Source organism: Bartonella grahamii subsp. shimonis, from assembly GCF_036327415.1.
Lineage (GTDB): Bacteria > Pseudomonadota > Alphaproteobacteria > Rhizobiales > Rhizobiaceae > Bartonella > Bartonella shimonis.
In genome coordinates this window covers 1,815,432-1,837,268 of sequence record NZ_CP123961.1, presented here as the reverse complement: position 1 = coordinate 1,837,268, position 21,837 = coordinate 1,815,432, and the positions used below count along the sequence as shown (strand labels likewise).

General features: G+C 34.6%; 18 protein-coding genes, 1 tRNA gene and 1 other RNA gene. 14 read left to right on the top strand and 6 right to left on the bottom strand.

Going from position 1 to position 21,837, the window contains the following annotated elements:
• Positions 1–28: 28 nt before the first annotated feature.
• Complete coding sequence (locus QHG57_RS08120) at positions 29–772, bottom strand: SIMPL domain-containing protein (protein ID WP_330167875.1); 744 nt, start codon at positions 770–772, stop codon at positions 29–31.
• Between the two features lie 170 nt (positions 773–942).
• On the opposite strand from QHG57_RS08120, the gene QHG57_RS08115 reads away from it, so the two are divergent.
• A tRNA-Ile gene (locus QHG57_RS08115) sits at positions 943–1,019 on the top strand.
• 1,708 nt (positions 1,020–2,727) lie between these two features.
• Positions 2,728–2,910 (top strand): hypothetical protein, encoded by a 183-nt coding sequence (locus QHG57_RS08110; RefSeq protein WP_015856659.1) that lies wholly within the window; start codon positions 2,728–2,730, stop codon positions 2,908–2,910.
• Here the strand turns inward: QHG57_RS08110 and QHG57_RS08105 are convergent.
• Positions 2,834–3,148: a helix-turn-helix domain-containing protein gene (locus QHG57_RS08105; RefSeq protein ID WP_007347852.1), complete on the bottom strand. Its 315-nt coding sequence runs from the start codon at positions 3,146–3,148 to the stop codon at positions 2,834–2,836. The genes QHG57_RS08110 and QHG57_RS08105 overlap by 77 nt on opposite strands.
• A 610-nt stretch (positions 3,149–3,758) precedes the next feature.
• Between QHG57_RS08105 and QHG57_RS08100 the strand changes: the two genes are divergently transcribed.
• A complete protein-coding gene (locus QHG57_RS08100) occupies positions 3,759–3,884 on the top strand; it encodes a hypothetical protein (protein ID WP_330167874.1) in 126 nt (41 codons plus the stop codon).
• 576 nt (positions 3,885–4,460) lie between these two features.
• The gene (locus QHG57_RS08095) at positions 4,461–4,772 is read left to right on the top strand and encodes a hypothetical protein (RefSeq protein ID WP_330167872.1); all 312 of its coding nucleotides are present in this window, start codon (positions 4,461–4,463) and stop codon (positions 4,770–4,772) included.
• Positions 4,773–5,522: 750 nt separating this feature from the next.
• On the opposite strand, the gene QHG57_RS08090 is transcribed toward QHG57_RS08095, so the two are convergent.
• Positions 5,523–5,702: a YegP family protein gene (locus QHG57_RS08090; RefSeq protein ID WP_330167871.1), complete on the bottom strand. Its 180-nt coding sequence runs from the start codon at positions 5,700–5,702 to the stop codon at positions 5,523–5,525.
• Positions 5,703–6,089: 387 nt separating this feature from the next.
• Positions 6,090–6,629, bottom strand: a complete 540-nt coding sequence (locus QHG57_RS08085) for a helix-turn-helix domain-containing protein (protein ID WP_330167870.1) — start codon at positions 6,627–6,629, stop codon at positions 6,090–6,092.
• A 364-nt stretch (positions 6,630–6,993) separates the two neighbouring features.
• Here QHG57_RS08085 and QHG57_RS08080 point away from each other — a divergent pair, with 364 nt between their 5' ends.
• Positions 6,994–8,046, top strand: coding sequence for a DUF475 domain-containing protein (locus tag QHG57_RS08080; protein ID WP_330167869.1), 1,053 nt, complete (start codon positions 6,994–6,996; stop codon positions 8,044–8,046).
• A 444-nt stretch (positions 8,047–8,490) separates the two neighbouring features.
• On the opposite strand, the gene pncA is transcribed toward QHG57_RS08080, so the two are convergent.
• Positions 8,491–9,099, bottom strand: a complete 609-nt coding sequence (gene pncA / locus QHG57_RS08075) for a bifunctional nicotinamidase/pyrazinamidase (protein ID WP_330167868.1) — start codon at positions 9,097–9,099, stop codon at positions 8,491–8,493.
• Between the two features lie 46 nt (positions 9,100–9,145).
• Entirely contained in the window at positions 9,146–9,682 is a 537-nt protein-coding gene (locus tag QHG57_RS08070) for a hypothetical protein (RefSeq protein WP_330169071.1), read from the bottom strand.
• A gap of 162 nt (positions 9,683–9,844) precedes the next feature.
• On the opposite strand from QHG57_RS08070, the gene ettA reads away from it, so the two are divergent.
• The 9 genes from ettA (at position 9,845) to QHG57_RS08025 (ending at position 21,833) form a co-directional block, all read left to right on the top strand.
• A complete protein-coding gene (gene ettA / locus QHG57_RS08065; RefSeq protein WP_330167866.1) occupies positions 9,845–11,494 on the top strand; it encodes an energy-dependent translational throttle protein EttA in 1,650 nt (549 codons plus the stop codon).
• Between the two features lie 682 nt (positions 11,495–12,176).
• Positions 12,177–13,115: an ArsR/SmtB family transcription factor gene (locus QHG57_RS08060; RefSeq protein ID WP_330167865.1), complete on the top strand. Its 939-nt coding sequence runs from the start codon at positions 12,177–12,179 to the stop codon at positions 13,113–13,115.
• Positions 13,116–13,712: 597 nt separating this feature from the next.
• Positions 13,713–13,973, top strand: a complete 261-nt coding sequence (locus tag QHG57_RS08055) for a hypothetical protein (RefSeq protein ID WP_330169070.1) — start codon at positions 13,713–13,715, stop codon at positions 13,971–13,973.
• 1,770 nt (positions 13,974–15,743) lie between these two features.
• The gene (locus tag QHG57_RS08050; RefSeq protein WP_330167863.1) at positions 15,744–16,121 is read left to right on the top strand and encodes a hypothetical protein; all 378 of its coding nucleotides are present in this window, start codon (positions 15,744–15,746) and stop codon (positions 16,119–16,121) included.
• A gap of 1,361 nt (positions 16,122–17,482) precedes the next feature.
• Positions 17,483–17,992, top strand: a complete 510-nt coding sequence (locus QHG57_RS08045) for a lytic transglycosylase domain-containing protein (RefSeq protein WP_330169069.1) — start codon at positions 17,483–17,485, stop codon at positions 17,990–17,992.
• An 83-nt stretch (positions 17,993–18,075) separates the two neighbouring features.
• Positions 18,076–18,466: RNase P RNA component class A (gene rnpB, locus QHG57_RS08040), an RNA gene on the top strand.
• A gap of 264 nt (positions 18,467–18,730) precedes the next feature.
• The gene (rsmH, locus tag QHG57_RS08035; protein WP_330167861.1) at positions 18,731–19,729 is read left to right on the top strand and encodes a 16S rRNA (cytosine(1402)-N(4))-methyltransferase RsmH; all 999 of its coding nucleotides are present in this window, start codon (positions 18,731–18,733) and stop codon (positions 19,727–19,729) included.
• Complete coding sequence (gene ftsL / locus QHG57_RS08030) at positions 19,726–20,130, top strand: cell division protein FtsL (protein WP_330169068.1); 405 nt, start codon at positions 19,726–19,728, stop codon at positions 20,128–20,130. The genes rsmH and ftsL overlap by 4 nt, the downstream gene beginning before the upstream one ends.
• Positions 20,130–21,833 (top strand): peptidoglycan D,D-transpeptidase FtsI family protein, encoded by a 1,704-nt coding sequence (locus QHG57_RS08025; RefSeq protein ID WP_330169067.1) that lies wholly within the window; start codon positions 20,130–20,132, stop codon positions 21,831–21,833. Before ftsL ends, QHG57_RS08025 begins: the two co-directional genes overlap by 1 nt.
• Positions 21,834–21,837 lie beyond the last annotated feature (4 nt).

Here is a 21,837-nt window from a genome sequence, read left to right as displayed (position 1 = left end):
TGTGATTTTTTATACAACAGTTGGTGACTTAATCGATCGCAAAAACTACAGTGATGCTTACATTATAATTTAATTCACCGCCTGCAAAATTTGTATCTGCATAGCTTGCATCTGCTGCTCTACTCATGAGACGTGGTGTCGGGTGGTAGTAATCATCCTTTTCATTGATTTCAATAATTTTTCCTAATTTTAAATCGGCTGCTTGCGCTATCGTTTGCGCTTTTTCAATGGCTTCAGTAATGGCTTTTTTACGTGCTTCTTGATAAAATGGCTTTGTATCTGCATTGGTAAAAGTAATGCCGTTAACTGAATTAACACCTAGTGTCATCGCTTGATCAAAGATTTTACCAGCATTGGTAAGATCACGAATGCGCACGGTTAAAGAATTTGAAACATGATAGAGTTTTTCATTATTCTTTTTTTCGTGGTGTTTATCAGGGGTCGACTGATAAATGGATAAACCTGATGTTTGCAAATCATTTGCTTGTATACCATTGTCTTTAAAAGCTTTTATAATATCATTGATGGATTGATTATTGGAAGCTAATGCCTTTTGGGCAGTTTTATCATAGGTAACAACGGCTAGATTAATAATTGCCATATCCGGTGCAGCTTGACTTTCTCCGATTGCAGTTACTGTAATCGTTGCATTTTTCATTTTATTTTCTTCAGCATAAGCACGTACAGTCAATGATGTGGCTGAGAGTGTAAATGCTAATATAACTGTTTTAACCAGAGAACTCTTCAGTGGTTGAATTTTCTTTTCTATCATATCTATACCTTTATATTTGTCAGTTAACTATTCTCTCATTTTTAAGAGTTCTTGTAAAGAAATTAGGGCACTGAAAAAAAAACCAATAGAAAAGAGAAAAAGATGGGTTATAATCTTTGTCAGCTCTTGTATCATAGGGCATTTTAGTTTAGAGAGAAACAACCTATATGGGGCCTGTAGCTCAATTGGTTAGAGCCAGCGGCTCATAACCGCTTGGTTGGGGGTTCGAGTCCCTCCGGGCCCACCAATAGGGAAATGGCCAATAAAAAAATGGGTAGCTTATATAAAAGTTTTGAGATTCTACTTTTTTCGTTTCTTTGATTTATTTTCCTGTTTGTTCTAAAGTCCTTTGTCATTGTTTGTTGCAGTTTTCTTCCATCAGTCACTTTAATATACTTTAATATAAAGTGATGGTGTTCTTTTTTAGTCTCATCAAAGAAGTGCTCTCATTTGCAACATTGTAGCATTTGGATTAACCGATATGTGTCGCTATTTACTTTCTTAATTCATATACTGTTTTTTACTTTTTCTGTATGATGTTCTTCATAAAATAGAATGCTAAAAGCTTTATTAGAAATTTATTTATGCTTGTTCTGTAAATAAACAGATTCCAATAAAACCAATTTTAAAGATTGTACTGTTCAGAACAAATGGCTCAAAAAATATTTAGTGTAAATTCGCTTTTTTCTAAGTGATGTTAATGTATTTTGGACGTTCGAACAGCATTATCGTGATGAATGGCTTGTATATAAGAGAATGTGATCCATAGGCGTCCATTGTATCATGGGGTCAACGATGATAGCATTTGTCGATATTTTCTTTTTCCCAAGAGAGGAGTTCTATTTGATTTTTGAGAAATATTATTCATAGTGAGGGTGGGGTGTTTTCTGAAAAGAATTTCATCATTTGTTCTTTGAAAAGTCAATTGAGTGATTGTTTCTATCGCTTTGCATCATTCAGATTTTATTGTAATAAGCATTTTATTATTCTGTAAGAAATGTTTTCTGTGATATTGGACAATTCATTAAAATGCCATTTTCTGTCCTTGTGTATTTTTTGCTTAATGCTCAAATTATAGAGCTTTTATGTAATCCGAATTATTATTGAAGAGCAGAGGTCTTTTTGGACTTTACTCTCATAAGGGATTGGCAATATTTCGGTAAACCTAGCACTTTTTTGTATTGCTAATATTTTTCTCGTATTGATTGTGTAGACAGTTTTATCTTTTTTATGAGTTTTCTCTCTTATGAAAAATTATCGGCAGAGAGGGTGATTTTTTTGGAAAAAGTACACTTCCTCTTCGAAACCATACTTTGAAAATATAATTCTTCATTTATGTAAGGGGATTTCTCTCTTTTTGTAAATCTGCATACAATTTACATGCAAAGATTATGTGTGGTGATTCGTTTTATTTTTTAATAGTATCATTTTTACTTATGATAGAGACCTATGTTAGTATTTACAAGGTGCGTTTAGAGGGGAGGTTACCTGTAAACGTGTTCAGAGCTTTGGGTAGTATGACTCTGTTTATAAGAATTTATTCCTATAACATTGTTATATTCTTGCTTTGCAATATTGTTTAAAAAACATAGATGGTGCTATGTAGAATAAAATTGTGATATATTTTTTTCAAAAAAGTTTTTTCGTGTTCTCTTACTATAGAGTTCAGGAGTGTCTTCAGGGATATTTTCACATTAGTTTGTTATTGGTCCGAATCACAAGATTTGCGTAACATTATTCGCGTTTTTGATAGATTCAATTTTCATAAGAAGATCTAGATCGTGTGGTGCTTTCTGTTTCACTATGGTACATGACTAATAGAACCTCATCTGATTTTGTGAAATAAGTTTGTACACAATTGCTTCCATACTGCCTATTGCAAATATTTTTTTCTAAGGTATGAGATATATTTAAACGCTTTAGCGTTATATAGTTTGACTACATGGAGTATGATTATGAAGAATGATAAAAAATTTGAAACAACTTTATCTGATATTATTGTGAAGTGGGAGTCTTTATCGACGTCTCAAAAGCAAGCTATATTGGATAGAGTAGAAAATTCTACAGATTCTGCTCATTCAACAGAACATTTAAGGCTTCAATCTTCTTTTTATCTCCAGACGAAATCAAAGTTATGAGTTTTAAGTCTTCATCAGAGATGTTGAAACCAGTTATTACATATATGGCACTAGCATTTCCCAGTGTGTTCAATATAGCCATGAGTTTATCTACTGAAGGTCTCTTTCCTCCATTTATCATTTGTTGGACGTAATTTTGTCCACAGCCTGCAGCTCTGCTTATTTCAATCATGGTTCGTCCGTCACTTTTTATCAATTCAACTAAGCGTTGGAACCAATCTTTTTCAGTCTTTGTCATTTTTAGACCTTTACATATTTACGCTATAGCGTTAATATTGCATTGCGAATCCAGAATATATGATACAAGGAGCGTGAAAATATCCATGTGTAGCTCTTCGCTAATGAGGCATATAGAGTTGTTTTTAACTAATAACAAAATGTCCCCATACACTTTCAGATTCGAATCAATAAAAAATGGTTGCTTAGTTCCACGGTTGTGAAAAAATAAATGTGTATACCAGAAACGGCGATACACACTCGTATGTTTATGAGATTTCACTGTGATAGTATACGTAGCAGCATTATAAATCAAGATATACCCCAATATCAGAGTTTGTAAAAAAATTCTGCGTTGAGGTGGTGTGTGAGTATAACGAAGCTTTAAAGCCTTAAGAGATAGGATAATGGCTGTAGAAAAAATGTAAATCCATAGGCAAAGAATACTGATTTTTCCTTTATTGTAATAAATTAGGTCACTATCAGATGGTATATCGTGTTATGCGTTAGAAAATTTGGGAAATATCAAAAAAGTGATCTTGGATATTTTATTGAACAGGAAGGTAACCTGAGTCACCAAGGTGGTTGTTTGGGAGGGTGTGTACATTCGATCAATGCCCTTATGGGGATGAATGTGTTTTTATGATGCTGCGGTTTATGATGAAGTTTGTGTTTACGATGATATTGTTATTGATAACAATGCATTAACATGTGGTTGTGTAGGCGTTTGTAAGAGTTCGCATGTTTATGAAAGATAAGAACTTTATAGTTATTTAAATATGAGTGGAGATGCATATGTTTACGCTAATGCGGTCTTTTTTGATCAAGTTTTGAATACTCAATGTATTAAACTTTATGGTGATACTCGTGATTGTAGAAAGGCTCGAGTTTATAATGATGCTTTAGTTTATGGTGATGTAAAGATTTTTAGGAAGGCAAAATTTTACAGGAATGCTGTGTTTTATGACACTGAAGATTTTTGTAATAATGAAAAACTTGCATATATAGCCGCATTCCACATGGCGTAAAAAGGAAGATAGGAACGATTTGGGCAAGGCTTGAATGATTGCATTGCGTCATTAGTTTTATTTTACGTTCCTTATTTTTGTATTTTGTGTCAATAAATGTGTCGCAAATAATTGGTGTAAGCGTGTAGATTTAGCCTCTTTCAGAGATTTGTTTGCGTCATTTATCAATGGCTTTAATGGAGAAAATAAGAATGCCGAGAGTGATTGTTCACACTTGGAACATGCGGTTTATTGTCTTCTTTTTTGATTGAGGATGAAACAAATTGGTTAAGATGATTACTTGAGCGACAATTAAGGGAGATCTAAATGAGTGTAAACGAAATTTTATTGGGCGCAATGGCTGTTGTTTTGTTGTTCAGCGGGGTTATATTTCGGTTTTCTTTATATTATCGCAATCAAGTGAAAGTTTTAAAAGAGGAATCTAGAAGAATAAAGCATGAGTTTTTAAGAGATTCTATGAAGATGACTGAAGAACGAGATAGAGCTATTAGAGAGCAAGGTATGGTGATTAAAAGACGTGATCAAGCAATTGAAAAACTGAAAAAACAAATTAAGCAATATGAAAAAAATGAAAAAGAATATCAAAAAATGCTTAAATCTGAAGATGATAAAGAGTGATTATATTCATATTTTGCATTAAAGGGTGTGGAAATGTGTTAGGAAGATTGGAATGATGAGAGAGATAAACTTTAATGAAGCCAATTATGGTGCTTGATGGAGAGATTGTATTGGAAGAGAATACTCAAGTTTGCTCTGGTTTTATGGAAATATTTAAGTTTATAAGATAGAGCGTTGTTGGTCATAAAATAAGAGTTTATGATGATAAACCAGTTTATAGGTATGCTGGTTATTAAAAAGTGCGTCTACACAATCCAGCAATTTATATTATTGTTGGAAATAATTTTGCGCATTCCTTTTAGATGTAAGGTATAAATGCTATGATAGTTTCAACTCATAGCTATAAAAATTGCATGATAATAGAAAGAGATATTTGCTTTTTATGAAGATGAAATGGGTAAATCAGTTATGATTATCAGATACAGAAGAGGGACATGAGGGTAAAAGGTATTAATATCTGATAAAGTAGTTATATTTCTCATTGATGATTTATTTTCTCTTCATGTGTGTTTATTTTTTATGAAAAATACAAAACTCAAGAGATTTTCTTTTTGATAAATGCTATAGAGACCTGAGTATGATTGAAAACAAAATAATAATGCGCGAAAGTTTGACTGTTATCTGTGAATGTCAGAAATAACACAAAAACTCCCTCCCATTGAGGGAAAAACAATCACTTTTTAATTTGTCACAAAAGTAACTCAACATACCATTACACAAAATAAACGCCTTTTTTAATGGTAAAGAACGTTAGAACTGCAGTTCTCTAATAAGAGCCTTATGTGTAATTTCTTTGAATTGTTCAATATTAATTAGGATATCTTGCTTTGTTGGATAACCTTTACTAGAAAAGGCAATTTTTTGTGCATCTCCTGAGATTAAACGCCAGTACCATTGATTGTGAACTCCTTGAAACACCTCAAAATACATGCTTCCCACCTCATAAAATAGCTGATAATTTTCAGGATAAATATTTAACTAATCCGTTTGTGAACACTAATGTATGTCTCTCTAGGAAGTCGTCAATATATTCCCCTTAAATTTTCTGACCTTAAAATAATTTCTATGAGAGCTATTATTCTTTTAACAAGAAAAAATTTCTTGTCAATAAGATATAAATGAGAATTTTATACTACAAAATTATTTTTTAATTTTAAAGACACTATACTTTCATTTACAATGCGAATATTTTTATTGTTGCTACAGAAACAAGTTTTATAAGTTACACAAAATTCCACCAGCATGAATAAAGTAAAAAACATCTTTCTCCATACTGGTAGAGCTTAATCATTTCTTTTTTTCTTTTGAAATAGACGTTTATTGATTAGCTATAACCTCTTTTTGGGATACGCTTCGAATGAGTAAATCAATGAATAAGCTAAGGGTATAAGAATTGGCCATTTTAGCTTTCATATCGATCAGAGAAGTTGTAGTTTTAGGGTTAAGGCCATTTAATAAACCTTGTCTTGACAAATATTGCTGCAATTTTTCATAAGAACTGTCGATTTTTTCTTGATTTAGTTTTTCGTTAAGATTACTATTAGCAAGTGTTTCTTCCAGTCCTTCGATTTTTTTAATAAAATAATTCCAGTCAAAATCACCCTTTGTATATTCGGTGTCAAACATTTTTCCTTGTCCAGTTAAAAGCCAATTAATATTGACACCATATAACGTGCGGTATGTTTGCAAGACACTAAGATTGGGCTCTCTCTCCCCGCGCTCATAAAAAGCAATGGAATTTTTTGTCATGCTAAAACTTTTAGCTAAGGCTTCACGTGATGGATCGCCTAAAGCAAGACGTACATAACGTAAGCGTTTTCCAAATATGGTTTTTGATTCAGTTTCAGGACGTGCCACGAATTATCTCCCTCGGTAAATCATCATGGTATAAATCATTAAATAATAAAAGCACACTATGTATTAATATTTGCTTTTTTTTTCACGTCAATATTTATAGCTTTAATTTTTCTTTATTTTTTTATTTTCGTGGATAGAAAGCAATCTCTCAACTATATTGTATTGACAATTGATCTTCATTTCAAAAAAAATCTCTGCTTGTTATATTTGTCTCTTGCTTTTTTTGAGAAAATTTTCATGTAACTTTACCATATATATTCTATACACCTCTGCATTAATAGATGCAACTTTAAAGAGATGCAAATTTTGGATTTATACTGGGTGTGCTGTAGATGAATTAGAAAATAAATTTTGAGGAATAATCATGGCCCTATTACGCTATTTTGGGTTTGCTTTTTTTTTCACGATTATTGCTGTCTTTTTAGGAGGGGTTATTGGTTGGTTTGAAACGGAAAGTATTGCTGGTTTTCTTAAATATGTTTTTATTTGCTGTGTTTTAGGAATTTTGGAAATTTCTTTATCTTTTGATAATTCCATTATCAATGCGCGTGTTCTTAATAGAATGGATCCGTTGTGGCGTCGTCGTTTTCTTATATGGGGCATTTTGATAGCTGTATTTGGGATGCGAATTGTTTTTCCATTATTGGTGGTTGTCGTTGCTGTTGGGATTAGTCCAATTGCGGCAGTTAAATTAGCGATATGGGAACCACATCGATATGCTGAAGTTTTAACCGATGCGCATATGGGGATTGCTGCTTTTGGAGGAACTTTCCTTATGATGGTTGGCTTAAAATATTTTTTTGATTCTGAAAAAGAGGTGCATTGGCTTAATGTTATAGAGAGACCTGCTCAAAAGTTTGGGGCGCTTGCTGGGATTGATATTGCAATTGTTTTGATTTTGGTCGTATTTGTTTCAGGTCAGATTGACGCAGAAGATAAAATAACTTTTTTATTGGCGGCCCTTTATGGACTTTTGGCCTTTATCGGTGTTGAAGTTGTGGGTCATCTCTTGGATGCCCCTCAAAAGAATTTAACAACAGTAGCTCACAGGGGAGTTGGGGCGTTTCTTTATTTAGAAGTTCTTGATGCGAGTTTTTCTTTCGATGGCGTGGTTGGTGCTTTTGCCTTTTCACACAACCTTTTTATTATTGCGATAGGTCTTGGTATCGGTGCATTTTACGTTCGTTCTATGACAATTATGTTGGTTGAATCAGGAACATTATTACATTATCGTTATTTGGAGCATGGTGCTTTTTATGCAATTTTAGTTCTTGCAGTGATTATGTATCTGCAAACGATTATATCAGTTCCTGAAGTCTTAACAGGATTTGTGGGAGTCTGTATTATTGGAATGGCATTATATTCTTCTATTCGTTTTAAGTATCGTCAATTGGATAAAAATATTGCGTCCAAGTAATGGAGATTTCTTATTTCCTAACGCTTTTGTTTATTGTATGTCTTTGGATAGAATATGCAAAATAAAATACTATTTTATTGCTTATTTGCATTTTTGTTTTAAAGTTGTCCATTGTGTGATACTATCCCATAAAGGGAATAATGTATAATCTCTAGGGTACTTTTTGATCTAAATATAAGACAGAAAGCTGATGCTATACTTTTTACCAGCTTTCAATATTATAACAAGCTCTTACATTTAATGGGGCATAAGAAGCATTTTACTGTTTTTTTGAATGATTTTTATTCATACATTGATTCTCTTTGTAACGTGTAAGAGAATGATTTTGAAACAGGTTTGAAATGAGAAAACTTTATGATATTCTGGGTTTTCATTTAAATATGTAAAAAATAATTTATCCTTTATAAATCAGTATATTATAATGGTAGATTAGAGAAGAATATTTTAAGAGACCATTAAAAGTTCTACACCAGCTTCGTTCATAGTTTTAAGCATAGTGTTTAGTGATCCGTTTACATCAATACCAGCACAGGCATTTAATGAAACACTGACTTTAAAACCGCATTGTATAGCGTGAAGAGCGGAAAATCCGACACAAAAATCAGTTGCTAAGCCACACATAATGAGCTTGGTAAAACCATGCTCTTTGAGATAGACTTGTAAACCTGTTGGTGTTTTTTGATCATTTTCAAGAAAAGCAGAATAGCTATCCATTTTTTGATTATAGCCTTTTCTAAGGATAAGTTGTGCCTTTTCCACTCTAAGAGATGTATGAAATTCTGCTCCTTGTGTTCCTTGTATGCAATGATCAGGCCAAAGTATTTGAGGACCATAGTCAAGAATGATGGTATCATAGGGTTTTTTTTCAGGGTAACAGGAAGCAAAGCTGCAATGGTCTTTGGGGTGCCAGTCTTGGGTTAAGATAACGTGGTCAAAATGATTTATGAGATTATTGACGGCGGGTAAAATAGAATCACCTTGTGGTACGGCAAGTGCTCCACCTAGTAAGAAGTCATTTTGAACATCAATGACGATTAAGGCTTTTTTTTCCATAAATATATTCCTATACGAGATGAGCTTTTACCGTATTTTTAAAAAGCTATATTTCGTCTTGAAGTTTTGAAATGATTTGCTGGATATTGATATTATTTTTATAATTATCAAGCCAAAAGAGGGGAATGGATAAGTTTTTACAATTGGTTTTATAGTTTTTTACGAATTGTAACCACGTACCAATGGGAAGTGCACTGTAGTCATTTGTTGCTACGTGTTGATGTAAAGCTTTCATGATCATTGGGCTTGGAACATCAGATCCCATAAGGCGGCGATCGTTTTGTAAACGTAGTTTAAGCCATATCAAGGCAAGGGGGGAAGACCATTGTTTCCCGTAGCAAAAAATCGATGAAAAAAGGGAAGGATTTTTTACTGCGTAATATAAAGCCCATAAAGCGAAAAAAGAAGGTGCATAGAGAATTGCTTTTCTTTTTGGTACCATATTACATTGATAAGTCGGTTTAATACGATAAAAATACAATGTTATATCTGGTATGGAAAAGAGAGGCAATGTTTGATAACAGGTTTCAGGTACAGCTAAAAAGATTTGTTTTTTGCTTTGTGGAGGGATGTTTTTTTGCATTCAGGACCATACTGGGGCTTGTGAGATTAGAAAAAATGTACCAATATAAAGCAGAAAAGCTTTTGATACGATGTAAGTGCTATTTACTGTACAGTTTCAAAAAGCAAAAGTAGTTTTTTCAAAATCCTAATCTTTAATATCGCACAATATAAAGAGAAATTTATGGCACGTCAATTTATCTATCATATGGCTGGGCTTAACAAGTCTTACGGCAATAAAAAAATTCTAGAAAATATTCATTTGTCTTTTTATCCAGATGCTAAAATCGGTATTTTAGGGCCGAATGGTGCAGGGAAGTCAACTATTTTACGTATTATGGCTGGGCTAGATAAGGAATATACTGGAGAAGCATGGATTTCTGAAGGAGCACGCTGTGGCTACCTACCACAAGAACCTTTGCTTGATGCGAGCAAAGATGTGCGTGGCAATGTGATGGAAGGTGTTGCAGATAAACAGGAAATTCTTGAGCGTTATAACGAATTGATGATGAATTATAGCGAGGAAACAGCTGATGAAAGTGCACAACTTCAGGACATTATTGATAGTCAGAATCTTTGGGATTTAGAAAGTCAAGTGGAAATGGCTATGGCTGCTCTTGGTTGTCCGCCAGCCAATGGGGATGTAACAAAACTTTCGGGTGGTGAGAAGCGGCGTGTTGCACTTTGTAAATTACTTTTGTCAAAACCTGATTTATTACTTTTGGATGAACCGACAAACCATTTAGATGCTGAAACGACGGCTTGGCTTGAAAGGCATCTACGTGAATATCCTGGGTCCGTGCTTTTGATAACCCATGATCGTTATTTTCTCGACAATGTAACGGGTTGGATTTTAGAGTTAGATCGCGGTAGAGGTATTCCTTATGAGGGGAACTATTCTGCTTATTTGGGGGCTAAAGCCAAACGTTTGGCTCAAGAAGGCCGTGAAGAGGCAGCGCGTCAACGTGCTTTATCACGTGAGCAAGAATGGATCGCTTCTAGTCCAAAAGGGCGACAAGCAAAGTCAAAAGCTCGGATTAAGGCTTATGATGAGTTGGTTCAAGCAGCACGTGAACGCCGTCCTGGAGAGGCGCAAATCATTATTCCTATTGGAGAAAGATTAGGACAGGTTGTTATTGAAGTTGATAATCTCTCTAAAGCTTATGGTGAACGTGTCTTGATTGATTCTCTTTCTTTTAAACTTCCTGCTGGTGGCATTGTCGGCGTTATTGGGGCCAATGGTATGGGAAAGTCGACCTTGTTTAAAATGTTGACGGGACAGGAACAGCCCGATTCAGGTCAAATACGTATCGGTGAAACAGTTCACATGAGTTATGTGGATCAGAGTCGCGATTCCTTGGTGGGGAATAAAACTGTTTGGGAGGAAATTTCTGGTGGAAATGACATTATTAAATTAGGCAAATATGAGATGAATAGCCGCGCTTATTGCGGGGCTTTTAATTTCAAGGGGGCAGATCAGCAGCAGAAGGTGGCAAATTTATCAGGAGGGCAGCGCAATCGCGTACATTTGGCGAAGCTTCTAAAAGAGGGGGGGAATGTGCTTCTTCTTGATGAACCGACAAATGATCTCGATACTGAAACATTGGGTGCATTGGAAGATGCATTGGAAAATTTCGCTGGTTGTGCAGTTATCATATCGCATGATCGTATGTTTCTTGATCGATTGGCAACACATATTTTAGCCTTTGAAGGTGATGGTCATGTAGAGTGGTTTGAAGGTAATTTTGCTGAATATGAGGCTGATAAAGTTCGTCGTCTTGGGGGGGAATCTCTTAATCCTAAGCATGCAAATTATAAACCTCTTACACGTTAGAATTTTTTATCTTATCTTAACTTTTTTGAAAAAATAGTGTTGAAAAAATAGTGTATTTTATCGTGTTTGTTATTTTATAAATAAAGTGTGCGTGTATGCTGTGGAAGTTTTTATTTATTGAAAATAGTAAGAGATACTTTATGAAATTATGACCTACATAGGGTTATTCTACTCATGGTATATAATGGGTTATTGCTTGTAAAATTGTAATGAAAAGGAGGGGATGAAGAGTATAGTACTATTTCTACAAATGCTCTGGTCATTGAGCGTTATTCTTTACTTAATAAAAATGCAAGCTGACACCATCATGTTATTTATTTTCTCTCAATGGTGTCAGCTCTTGTTTTGATATGACCATAAAAGGTATTTTTATCTATATGCTTCCTCCGCTTATGAGCTATAGGAGAATGATTTGGATTAATTTGTCATGAATAGGTTTGAAATGAGAGGAATTTACGGTATTCCGGTTTTTTATTCAAGTTGAAAATGATAAACTATTATTATAAATCAATGTGTTATAACTATAACGAGAAGCAGGGAGATAAGATCTGTTCGTTTTTACAGTAGCCTATTTTTTTCATAGTTAATAAAATAGAGAGAACAAAATAGATGAGAATATGCGTTTTATGCTTGACTTTTTTTCTTATAAACAAATGTTTATAAGAATGTTTAGGGGATAATTATGAAAAAAAGTGCAAGTTTAGATGCAATGATTGTGCTGCTGAAAGCGGTCGCAGAAGTAAGCCATTTACGTGTCCTTACGCTCTTGCACCATGAAGATTTAACAATTCCTGATTTTATTTTTATTCTTGATCAGTCGCAAGCATGTATATCACGATATTTACGTTTATTGTACGGAGCACGATTGATTGAGCGTTATCAGAAGGGAGATAGCCTTTATTTTAAGCTTTGTCATGATTTTTGGGGTAAAGACATTGTGATGGGTATTCTTTCGGCTTTGCCAAAGCATGATGTGTTGTTAGCGCACGACTTAGAACGTTTGAAGGGTGTTAAAAAGCAGCGTCAAAAAACGAGGAAGAAGCATTTCCTACAAAATACGTTGCAATGGGATGTATTACGGTCATCCTATATGGCAGATCATGGTGTGGAAAACGCTTTAATTGAAATCATTGGCGATAAACCATTTCAGACGATGCTAAATATTGGAAGAGGTGGAGACTCTGTCTTAAAATTGTTTTCTAATCTTTATACGCATGCGTTGGAAGTTGTGCTTGATAGCAATGTTTTTCACTTGTCTGTTGGAGATACAACTTGTGATTTAGTTATTCTTCATTGGATTTTACATTTTCTTGAAAATCCTGAAATATTTCTTCATGAGATATCAAGAGTTTTGCGTCCTCATGGTCGTTTATTGATTGTGGATTTTGGTTATCATGAAATTGAGTCTTCATATTCTGATCAAGCGCATATGCGTCTTGGATTTTCAGTTTTACAAATAGAACAATGGCTTAAAAATGTTGGACTTGTTCTAGAACAAACGGTTTGTCTTACGCCTATACAAAATGAAAACAGTGAGGAGGGTATGGTTACGCTTTGGCTTGCTCGTGATCCGCGTTTATTGGTGGATGATATCAAAGACAAACAAGTAGATTTTGCATAAATCGCGTTTGTTAACGTGCTTTATTTTCTGATTTTTCTCAAGGAAGAGCGTAGAGATAAAAATTTATTCAATCATTGATAATCTATTGTTTTTTACATTTGTATTATGTTTTTATATGAGAGTCTTGGTGTTTCATAAGGGCGTGGGGGCTGTGTAATGAAAGCACCTTCTATAGAATTAAGCCTATGAGGATCACTATTTAAGGTATTTTGATATCATATTTGTTTTATTAGCCAATATATTAATTTTAAAAGATCATTGATTTTTTAGACTTCAATGAGTGGCTTGAATATAAGAATATTTTTTCATTTACAAGAGAAGATATTTGTCTAAATAATACCGTTTAGAAAAGGAAATGCATCTTTCATACATTTTCTAAATGTGAGAGAAGCTGCAATGATATAACACCGCACAATATAATATAGTGATGTCAAAAATGGTGGTGCCCAATAGATCTTAAGATCTCTCTTTAAAACAGGTGCCTAGATAAGAAGTACCTTAGAGTTTTTCGTGAGGGGTATAAGCAGATGCTCTAAAAAAACGAAAAAATAAAAGAGTAGGACAAGGTGTGATTTTCATGATTTAAAACATAGCGTTATGAGCGTTTTGAAAGTCGTAAAGGCAAATGAAAGGGATGGTAAAGATAAGATGGCAATAGGTTTTTATGTTTCTTTCAAAATGAATGATGGCTTTTTTGAGACTTCTCAAACAGGCGTAAATATTTTCACTCTAATTGAGCATATAAAAGCTGGGACTGTTCACATGGTTCTCATTTGCTCTAATCTTTATCTCAAACATATTGCTATGTTAGGAGCAGGTGTTGATTTACAAGTAATAGAAAAAGTAAAAGCTTGGTAGATGATGCTATAAAATTACTCATAAAGTGGTAATTGATTGGAGTGATATTCTGAATTTTAAAAACATTTTGTACAACAACGGTTATAATAACGCATCTAGCTTTACGTTTATTTCTTCCTACAAGCATTCATATAGGGCGTTCGTCTATGTGTTTTGCATTATTCATAAAAATCAGATTGACGATGATCTATGGATAGTCCGTGGCTTGAAAGTAGGAAAGAAAAGCGTGATGTTACACTAAAGCTTCGTATCTCTTTATCATGAGAAGTATGAAGGTTATTAAAAAGGTTATTAAATAAATCCATTTTTATTGCCAAAAGTGATTTTCTTTCTTTTTGCTTGTCGCTCATCTTATGACGCAGTCCGTGGGTATAGCGTAAAATTGATAGGGCACCATCGTCTTTAGTTTAAGTAAAAGTTGTAAGCCAGCATCATCGTTTTATGTTTCAGTTTCTTATGTTACTGCAGATCTTGCTTTAAAATGGTTCATAGAAGGTATTTTGACTCTTTTTATGCTTTTTATCCATATGCTTCTTCTTGTTTGTGATGTGCGATAGTATGACTATTTATTGATTCAATAGACGAAGATTTAAAATAAGGGAACCTTACATTCTTGAGATCTCTCATGTAAATTGTAAAATGATGCGTTATGATTGTAAATCAATGAATTGTTTAAGTTAGAAGAACAGACTATAATAATTTTTGAGCATAGAAACTACTGTGTGTATTATTTTACGGGATCATTTAAATGATAGAGATTAAGAGAAAATGTTTGCATTGATCTCGGTTTGTTATGTTAAAATGCATTAGAGACTGTTGGTTTTTGTAAATAGTTTATCCTTATTTGGAATGATTATAGGGCGTGATTCGAAACAAATACCTTCAGAGTTCTCATTTTTTCATAAGATTAAGCTGTTTAAATTCTTCATGGATTGTTACATGAGGGATGTGACGATATTTTAATGATCATTTACAGATTTTTTTATAAAGATAGAAGATTTTATTTCTCTAATTTATTGTTTTTATTTAGCTAATTCATAGCTTTTTTGTAAGAAGATGTTTTTCACTTTTTACGGTTATTTGTGTAAGATTTTTAAGATCTACGTTTTTCTTTTTGTAGTGATTGCTGTTGGAAAAGTGATTCTACTTTTACATAGCTTAATTTTTATAGGGTAGATACGTAGAAATTACGTTTTTTTTTATTATGATCATCGGAGTTATGAAAGAAATTATTTAAAAATTATAATAGTCGTAGATTTTAATCGATGATTCTTGAAATAAAATTGCTTCAAATTGGGTCATTTTGAACTTTTTTTGCCTAAATTTAAACATTTTTAAACAATTTATAACCCTTTTATATTTTTTTGCGTAGAGGATGATAAGAATTTCTTGTTGTTTAAAGAAATTTATTCCATAGCAAGAATATTGCATCGGCTATCTTAGTGGTTGATGTGAGAGGACGATCGGGGAACCTCCTCCCCCCCCCCCGCGTGGATCCCCTAGATTGTCTGGCCTGACTGAGGATTTTCTCAGTCAGGCTTTTTGTAATTTTTTAGGGGGTGTTGTAAGGTGTTATTAGGGGGAGGTTTGAGGTTTATTGTTAGTTTCGCCTACCTAAATACACAGAGGGGCAGGTCCTGTTGGGCGGATAGTGTTGACGTATTAATTTTCAATAATTTTATTTTTCTTTATTGAGGCATTGTTGAATGCTATAATGAGAATCATAAAAGGAGTCTATGTTTGTATTCTGTGGTCTTTAGGTAAGAGATAATGGAATCTTTTTCGCGTCGTATTATTTTTATTTTATTTGTATTTTTTATTTTTTTCGCTGTCTTTTTTGCTTCTCGAAGCGGTGTTGTTCATCAGTTTTTTTCCGGTCGCTCTTCTTTTTCTTCTCAGCAGTTTGATGTAACAGAGGAGTTGTTGTTAGAGAGGTTTTTCGTGCTTTTTCCAGATATTATCATGCATCTTTCTAAGATGAATTCTCAACAGCAAAAGTTGTTTATTGAGCAGCTGCGTCGCGATGTAATTGCGCTTGCTTTTAAAAGTGGTCAGAGTCGTGAGCAGGCTCACAAATCCGGTGAAATTATTGCTATGGCTCTTTCAAAAGCGATTTCTCGTCCTGCCTTTGCTAATGCTTATTTTTAGATATTTTTTAGTCGCGCTTTTGAGTTTTATTTTAAGGAGCAAGAGCTTTTCGTGAAGTTTTGAAAAGTGCGAGGAGATAATCAATTTGTAAGATCAAAAATTATCTTATTCAAAAGGTAAGCAATCGGAGTATAAGAATAATGTTGCAGTTATTACAGGAGTGATAGCAAGCCTATCAAGGGTATTGGTCAAGTTAATTGCATTATCAATAACTACAATGACAAAAGCAGTATTGACTATAATAAAACACGTTAGCCGCATTTTACATGCCAATTATTTTTTATTTAATATAGAAAATAAAAAATTTTTAAAGGATTTAAGCTTCCTTTGTTCTACAGATTTTAGGATATTTATTCATTTGTAGGATTTCTGAAAATGAGGAGCAAGGCTGATAAGGTGATAGTCTGTGACAAAGAAAAAATATTTGAATGAAGATGAGAGGTCTATTTTTATTTAAAAAGGCTTTGGGGGTATTGAGTTTTCTAACATTTTTCAAAAAACAGATAAAAGTAATTACTAGGCTTTATTGTAGGGACAAAGACGGATATAGATTTTTTAGAATATTGTTTTATAATGATAATTTATCATTTTCATATTGAGTGAGAATCTTAAGAATTGTAAAATTCCCCCGTTTTAAATTTATTCATGGTGAAAAAATCAAAATCAGTTTCTTGCACACTACAAGTGGGGGGCTTGTGTGGATAAAAGCTCTTTTAAAAAGGAATTAAAAAGCTTCTTTGAGGCATCTTGAGAGCTAAAGGTCTGTTGCAATATTTTGCGTTGGTAAAGAGTATGATGGTTTTAGTATATTTATGAATTTTTATGCGCAATGATGGGGGTAGGGATTTGCTTTGTGATTTGTTGAGGTTTTATCGGACATAAAGAGTGCTGTGGGTGTTTATTAACTAGAGAGAAGCGTTGATAACGGTTTATATTTTTTATGAAACTTTTTTGATATTGAGGATCTTCGGTAAAAAGATGTTCTTGTCTCTTTTGCTTTGTGGGATTGATCTCGATAAAAAAATTAATAATCTTATGTAAAAAATGTTACATCTGTTTAAAATGCTATTTTTTTAATATAAAAATTGAGTGATACAATAGCGATAGCAGCAATTTATAGATTATATCATTTTATTTAATACGCTATAAGATTAATTATAGTCTCTTTATTTTTTTATTTTATGATATAGAGAAATCTATAATTTGTGTATAAAGAGATTTTCTTTTGTTGCAGAGTTTTATCTTGAAATTGTCTTACTCTTTCCTTTTCCAAGCCATTCTTTTGCTTTCTTTTTTTGTACAATACATTTGCAAATTATTTGCGGCTAGAATTTGAGAATGTTTGAGTGAAGAGAAAGAAAATGCAATTTTTGAAAATCTTGTTAAATACAGCGTGTGCTGTATTTTTTGTATTTGATATAAGTTGGACTCATAGTGTTTTAAATGTTGCAGAACCAGGAGAAGCTTCAGTGGCTGTTGCTTCTAAGATTCCTGGTCGCCCTTATGAGTTTCTTATTCAGAAACTTGCGAATAAATATAATGTTCCCGTTAATTTAGCACATGCTGTTGTAAAAGTTGAAAGTAATTATAAGGCAGGTATAAAGGGGGCTGCTGGCGAAATAGGTTTGATGCAAATTAAACCCTCTACGGCACGAGGGTTGGGCTTTAGTGGTTCTGTACAAGATTTGTACGATCCTGCGACCAATCTTGAATATGGTATGCGTTATTTGGCACGGGCGTATAAACTCAGTGGTGGAAGTACGTGTGGTACAATCCTTAAATATAACGCAGGTCATGCTGCAAAAAAAATGAATTCTATTTCGGCAAAATATTGCGCAAAAGTGAAAACTTATCTGGCTTCATTAAAATAAAAACATCTTTTTAGACAGATTTTCTATAAAATATTTTAAAATGCTATTTTCACGGAGCAGAAAATGTTTTATAAATCAATACGTCAGTCGGCTGGGCAGCCGCGCTTGTCTAATGCTGAAATGCGGCAGGTGAGGAAAGTCCGGGCTCCATGGAAAGACGGTGCCGGGTAACACCCGGCGGGGGTGACCCTAGGGAAAGTGCCACAGAAAGTAAACCGCCTATTTTTATAGGTAAGGGTGAAAGGGTGGAGTAAGAGCCCACCGCGCATTCAGTAATGAATGTGGCAAGGTAAACCCCACCGGGAGCAAGACCAAATAGAAATGACGTGCAAGATTTAATTTGCAGCCGATTTCCGGGCGAGTCATTCGGGTAGGTTGCACGAGGCGGATGGTAACATCCGTCCCAGATGAATGGTTGCCATGTAAAGCGTAAGCTTTACTCTACAGAACCCGGCTTATAGGCCGACTGATATTTCATGATGATACGCGATATTTTATAAGATCGATTACATATGGTCTTTTATCGAGCCTGTGTATTTGAAATGGACACTTGAGCAAAGAGTGTTTTAAAAAATTATAACATTTCTTTAAGTATAATGCATTAGGATCTGTTTTGGGATAACTTTAGTTTTTTCGTTCATTGTGGTTAATATGAAAGTTGAAGGCTAGGTTATTCTGAGATCAGTTGCTATGAGAGAGCTGTTGATTTGAGACAGCATAACTTCAAGACGGATTATTTTGATAAAGCAGGATCAAAGAGCTGAACGCCATATTCCAGTGTTGTTGCAGCCAGTTTTGGCTGGGCTTATGCCATTGGTTGGAGCAAAAGTGATTGATGGCACCTTTGGTGCTGGTGGTTACACGCGCGCTTTGCTAAAGGCAGGGGCGGAGGTGATTGCTCTTGATCGTGATCCTCATGCTATTGGTGCGGGACAATCGCTTGTTGAAGAATTTTTTCCACGACTTCGTTTGGTTCATATGGCGTTTTCACAGCTTGATCGCGTCGTTGAAGAAAAGGTTGATGCGGTTATTTTGGATATTGGTGTTTCTTCAATGCAGCTTGATGAAGCAGAAAGAGGTTTTTCTTTTCAAAAAGATGGACCATTGGATATGCGAATGGCTCAGACCGGTTTTACAGCTAGCGATGTTGTAAATCATTTAAAAGCAAGGGATTTAGCGCGAATCTTTAAAATATTGGGAGAAGAGCGTTATGCGGGGCGAATTGCACGGATGATTGAAAAGCGTCGTGTTGTTCAGCCTTTTTTGCGTACAGGTGATTTGGCGTATGCTATCGAAGTGTTGATAGGACGTAAGCCGGGAGATCGTATTCATCCTGCAACACGTGTATTTCAGGCTCTTCGTATATATGTTAATGATGAAATTGGTGAACTTGCACGTGGCTTATTTGCTGCTGAATGCATTTTGAAACCGGGTGGTCGTTTGGGCGTTGTCAGTTTTCATTCTCTTGAAGATCGTATGGTCAAAAGATTTTTTTCTTCTCGTTCAGGAGAATGTATGAGATCGCGCTATCTTCCTGAAATAAAAGCTGCTCCAGCAACATTTTTTTCTTTGTTTAAAGGGGGGATTACGGCAACTAAAGAGGAGTTACAGAAAAATCCACGCTCACGTTCTGCAAGGTTGCGTATTGGTGTACGAACTGAAGCAGAGGCTCTTGCAGCAGATATGAAATTATTTGGTTTAGCAGAGATTGCCAGTTTTGAAGGCAGTAAGAAATGACAGTTTTTCGTACATTTGATATGATTTTAGTGATGATTATGATTTGTATGGCAGGTTTTACTTATAAGGTAAAATATGATGTTCAAAAACGAATGAACGAAGTTCGTCATCTTGAGCATGAAATTGCTGCAGCAAAAAATACGGTAAGTTTGCTTCGTGCTGAGTGGGCTGTAATGATAAGGCCTTCACGCATGCAAAAACTTGCAAAACGTTATCAAAAAGAACTTGGGTTAGAGGTTATACAGCCGCGTCAAATTGTGGAGTTTAAAGACATTCCGGTATGGATACATGATCAAATTGAAGAAGTGATTAAACAAAATATCTTGGAAGATAATCAGGATATTTTGACAAATAATCGGGCTTCTCAGATAAATGGTGTTGTCCAAAAAGGCGCACAATAATGAAATCAACGTTTTTATTCTCACAGAAGAAAAAGCGCTTAAAGAATTCGTTGAATAATCATAGTGTTTCTATTCGTCGTCCTTATTCTAGTCGTCCACGTTTACTTTTTTCGTTGTTCTGCTTTTTAATTTTATATGGAATCATGGGGGCTTGTCTTATTTCTTATGGGTTGGAAGGTGGACAGATTGAAGAAGCAAAGGGGCCAGCCGTTCTGCAATTGATGGCACGACCTGATATTGTTGATCGTAATGGTCGTTTATTGGCAACAGATATTAAAACTTATTCACTTTTTGCTGAGCCACGACGCATTATTGATGTGGATGAAACAATTGAATTGCTCTCAACAGTCTTGCCTGATCTTAATTGGCAGGAAACCTATAAGCGCTTAAAAGGAAAATCTGGTTTTTCTTGGATCCAGCGTGGGTTAACCCCCATGCAGAAGACGCAAATTATGGCTCTTGGTATTCCAGGAATTGGTTTTCGAACTGAAGTTCGTCGTTTTTATCCTGATGGACCTGTAACTTCCCATATTCTCGGTATGGTGAATGTTGATAATCAGGGCATTGCAGGTATGGAAAAATATATTGATGATGCGGGGTTGAGTGCTTTGCGTGCTGCTGGTCTTGCCATGGAAGAATCATTAAAACAAGTTCAGCTTTCGATTGATGTGCGTGTTCAGGCAATTGTTCATGATGAACTTATTCAGGCTATGAAGCGTTATAGGGCAATTGCTGCAGGAGCTGTTATTTTAAATATACATACGGGGGAAGTTTTGGCCTTGGCATCACTACCAGATTTTGATCCTGGAAATCCTATTGAAGCTTTAAAAAGTGATCGTCTCAATCGGATGACGGCAGGAGCTTTTGAAATGGGATCGATCATTAAAAGTTTTACGACCGCCATGGCTCTTGATTCCGATATTTTTCATTTAAACAGTATTATTGATGCTTCAAAGCCAATAAAAGCAAGTAGTGGGTATGTTATTCATGATTTTCATGGAAAAAATCGTCCCTTAACGTTATGGGAGGTTTTTATTTATTCTTCCAATATTGGTTCTGCTAAAGAGGCATTGGCGATAGGGATTGATAAACATCGTAGTTTTTTGCAAAAACTTGGGTTACTGGATCGTCTCATAACAGAGTTGCCTGAAGTTGCCCATCCTATTGTGCCACATCATTGGAAGGATATCCATTCTATGACGATTTCTTTTGGGCATGGTATGGCAACAACACCCTTGCAAACAGCTGTCGGGGCTGCTGCTTTAATGAATGGTGGTTGGTTAATTGCTCCGACATTTTTAAAACGTACAAAAGAACAAACTTTGCACCATGCAAAACGGGTTTTGCATGCTAAAACAAGTCAAAATATGCGTTACCTTTATAAATTAAATAGTGATATTGGTTCTGGACGTAATGCAAAGGTGGAAGGTTATCGTGTAGGTGGTAAGACAGGAACAGCTGAAAAAGTTGAAAATGGAAAATATTCTAAAACAAAAAATTTCAATAGTTTTCTTGCTGCTTTTCCTATTGATGATCCTGTTTATGTTGTTTTAACAATTATTGATGAACCAAAGCCTGCAGAGGGACAGCGTTCAGCAACAGCGGGGATGAATGCTGGACCAATGCTTGCTAATATTGTTCGTCGCACAGCTAGTTTTCTTGGTGTAAAACCCGATTTTAAAAAAGAATATGAGCCGCTTTAAAGTA

What these genes read in the sequence shown, in the direction of transcription:
- QHG57_RS08055 (WP_330169070.1), top strand. Translation starts at nt 13,713, where the DNA reads ATGAGCGTTTTGAAAGTCGTAAAGGCAAATGAAAGGGATGGTAAAGAT.
- QHG57_RS08120 (WP_330167875.1), bottom strand. Translation starts at nt 772, where the DNA reads ATGATAGAAAAGAAAATTCAACCACTGAAGAGTTCTCTGGTTAAAACA.
- ettA (WP_330167866.1), top strand. Translation starts at nt 9,845, where the DNA reads ATGGCACGTCAATTTATCTATCATATGGCTGGGCTTAACAAGTCTTAC.
- QHG57_RS08090 (WP_330167871.1), bottom strand. Translation starts at nt 5,702, where the DNA reads ATGTATTTTGAGGTGTTTCAAGGAGTTCACAATCAATGGTACTGGCGT.
- QHG57_RS08080 (WP_330167869.1), top strand. Translation starts at nt 6,994, where the DNA reads ATGGCCCTATTACGCTATTTTGGGTTTGCTTTTTTTTTCACGATTATT.
- QHG57_RS08070 (WP_330169071.1), bottom strand. Translation starts at nt 9,682, where the DNA reads ATGCAAAAAAACATCCCTCCACAAAGCAAAAAACAAATCTTTTTAGCT.
- QHG57_RS08050 (WP_330167863.1), top strand. Translation starts at nt 15,744, where the DNA reads ATGGAATCTTTTTCGCGTCGTATTATTTTTATTTTATTTGTATTTTTT.
- QHG57_RS08095 (WP_330167872.1), top strand. Translation starts at nt 4,461, where the DNA reads ATGAGTGTAAACGAAATTTTATTGGGCGCAATGGCTGTTGTTTTGTTG.
- QHG57_RS08060 (WP_330167865.1), top strand. Translation starts at nt 12,177, where the DNA reads ATGAAAAAAAGTGCAAGTTTAGATGCAATGATTGTGCTGCTGAAAGCG.
- QHG57_RS08045 (WP_330169069.1), top strand. Translation starts at nt 17,483, where the DNA reads ATGCAATTTTTGAAAATCTTGTTAAATACAGCGTGTGCTGTATTTTTT.
- QHG57_RS08105 (WP_007347852.1), bottom strand. Translation starts at nt 3,148, where the DNA reads ATGACAAAGACTGAAAAAGATTGGTTCCAACGCTTAGTTGAATTGATA.
- QHG57_RS08110 (WP_015856659.1), top strand. Translation starts at nt 2,728, where the DNA reads ATGAAGAATGATAAAAAATTTGAAACAACTTTATCTGATATTATTGTG.
- QHG57_RS08100 (WP_330167874.1), top strand. Translation starts at nt 3,759, where the DNA reads ATGTGTTTTTATGATGCTGCGGTTTATGATGAAGTTTGTGTTTACGAT.
- ftsL (WP_330169068.1), top strand. Translation starts at nt 19,726, where the DNA reads ATGACAGTTTTTCGTACATTTGATATGATTTTAGTGATGATTATGATT.
- pncA (WP_330167868.1), bottom strand. Translation starts at nt 9,099, where the DNA reads ATGGAAAAAAAAGCCTTAATCGTCATTGATGTTCAAAATGACTTCTTA.
- QHG57_RS08025 (WP_330169067.1), top strand. Translation starts at nt 20,130, where the DNA reads ATGAAATCAACGTTTTTATTCTCACAGAAGAAAAAGCGCTTAAAGAAT.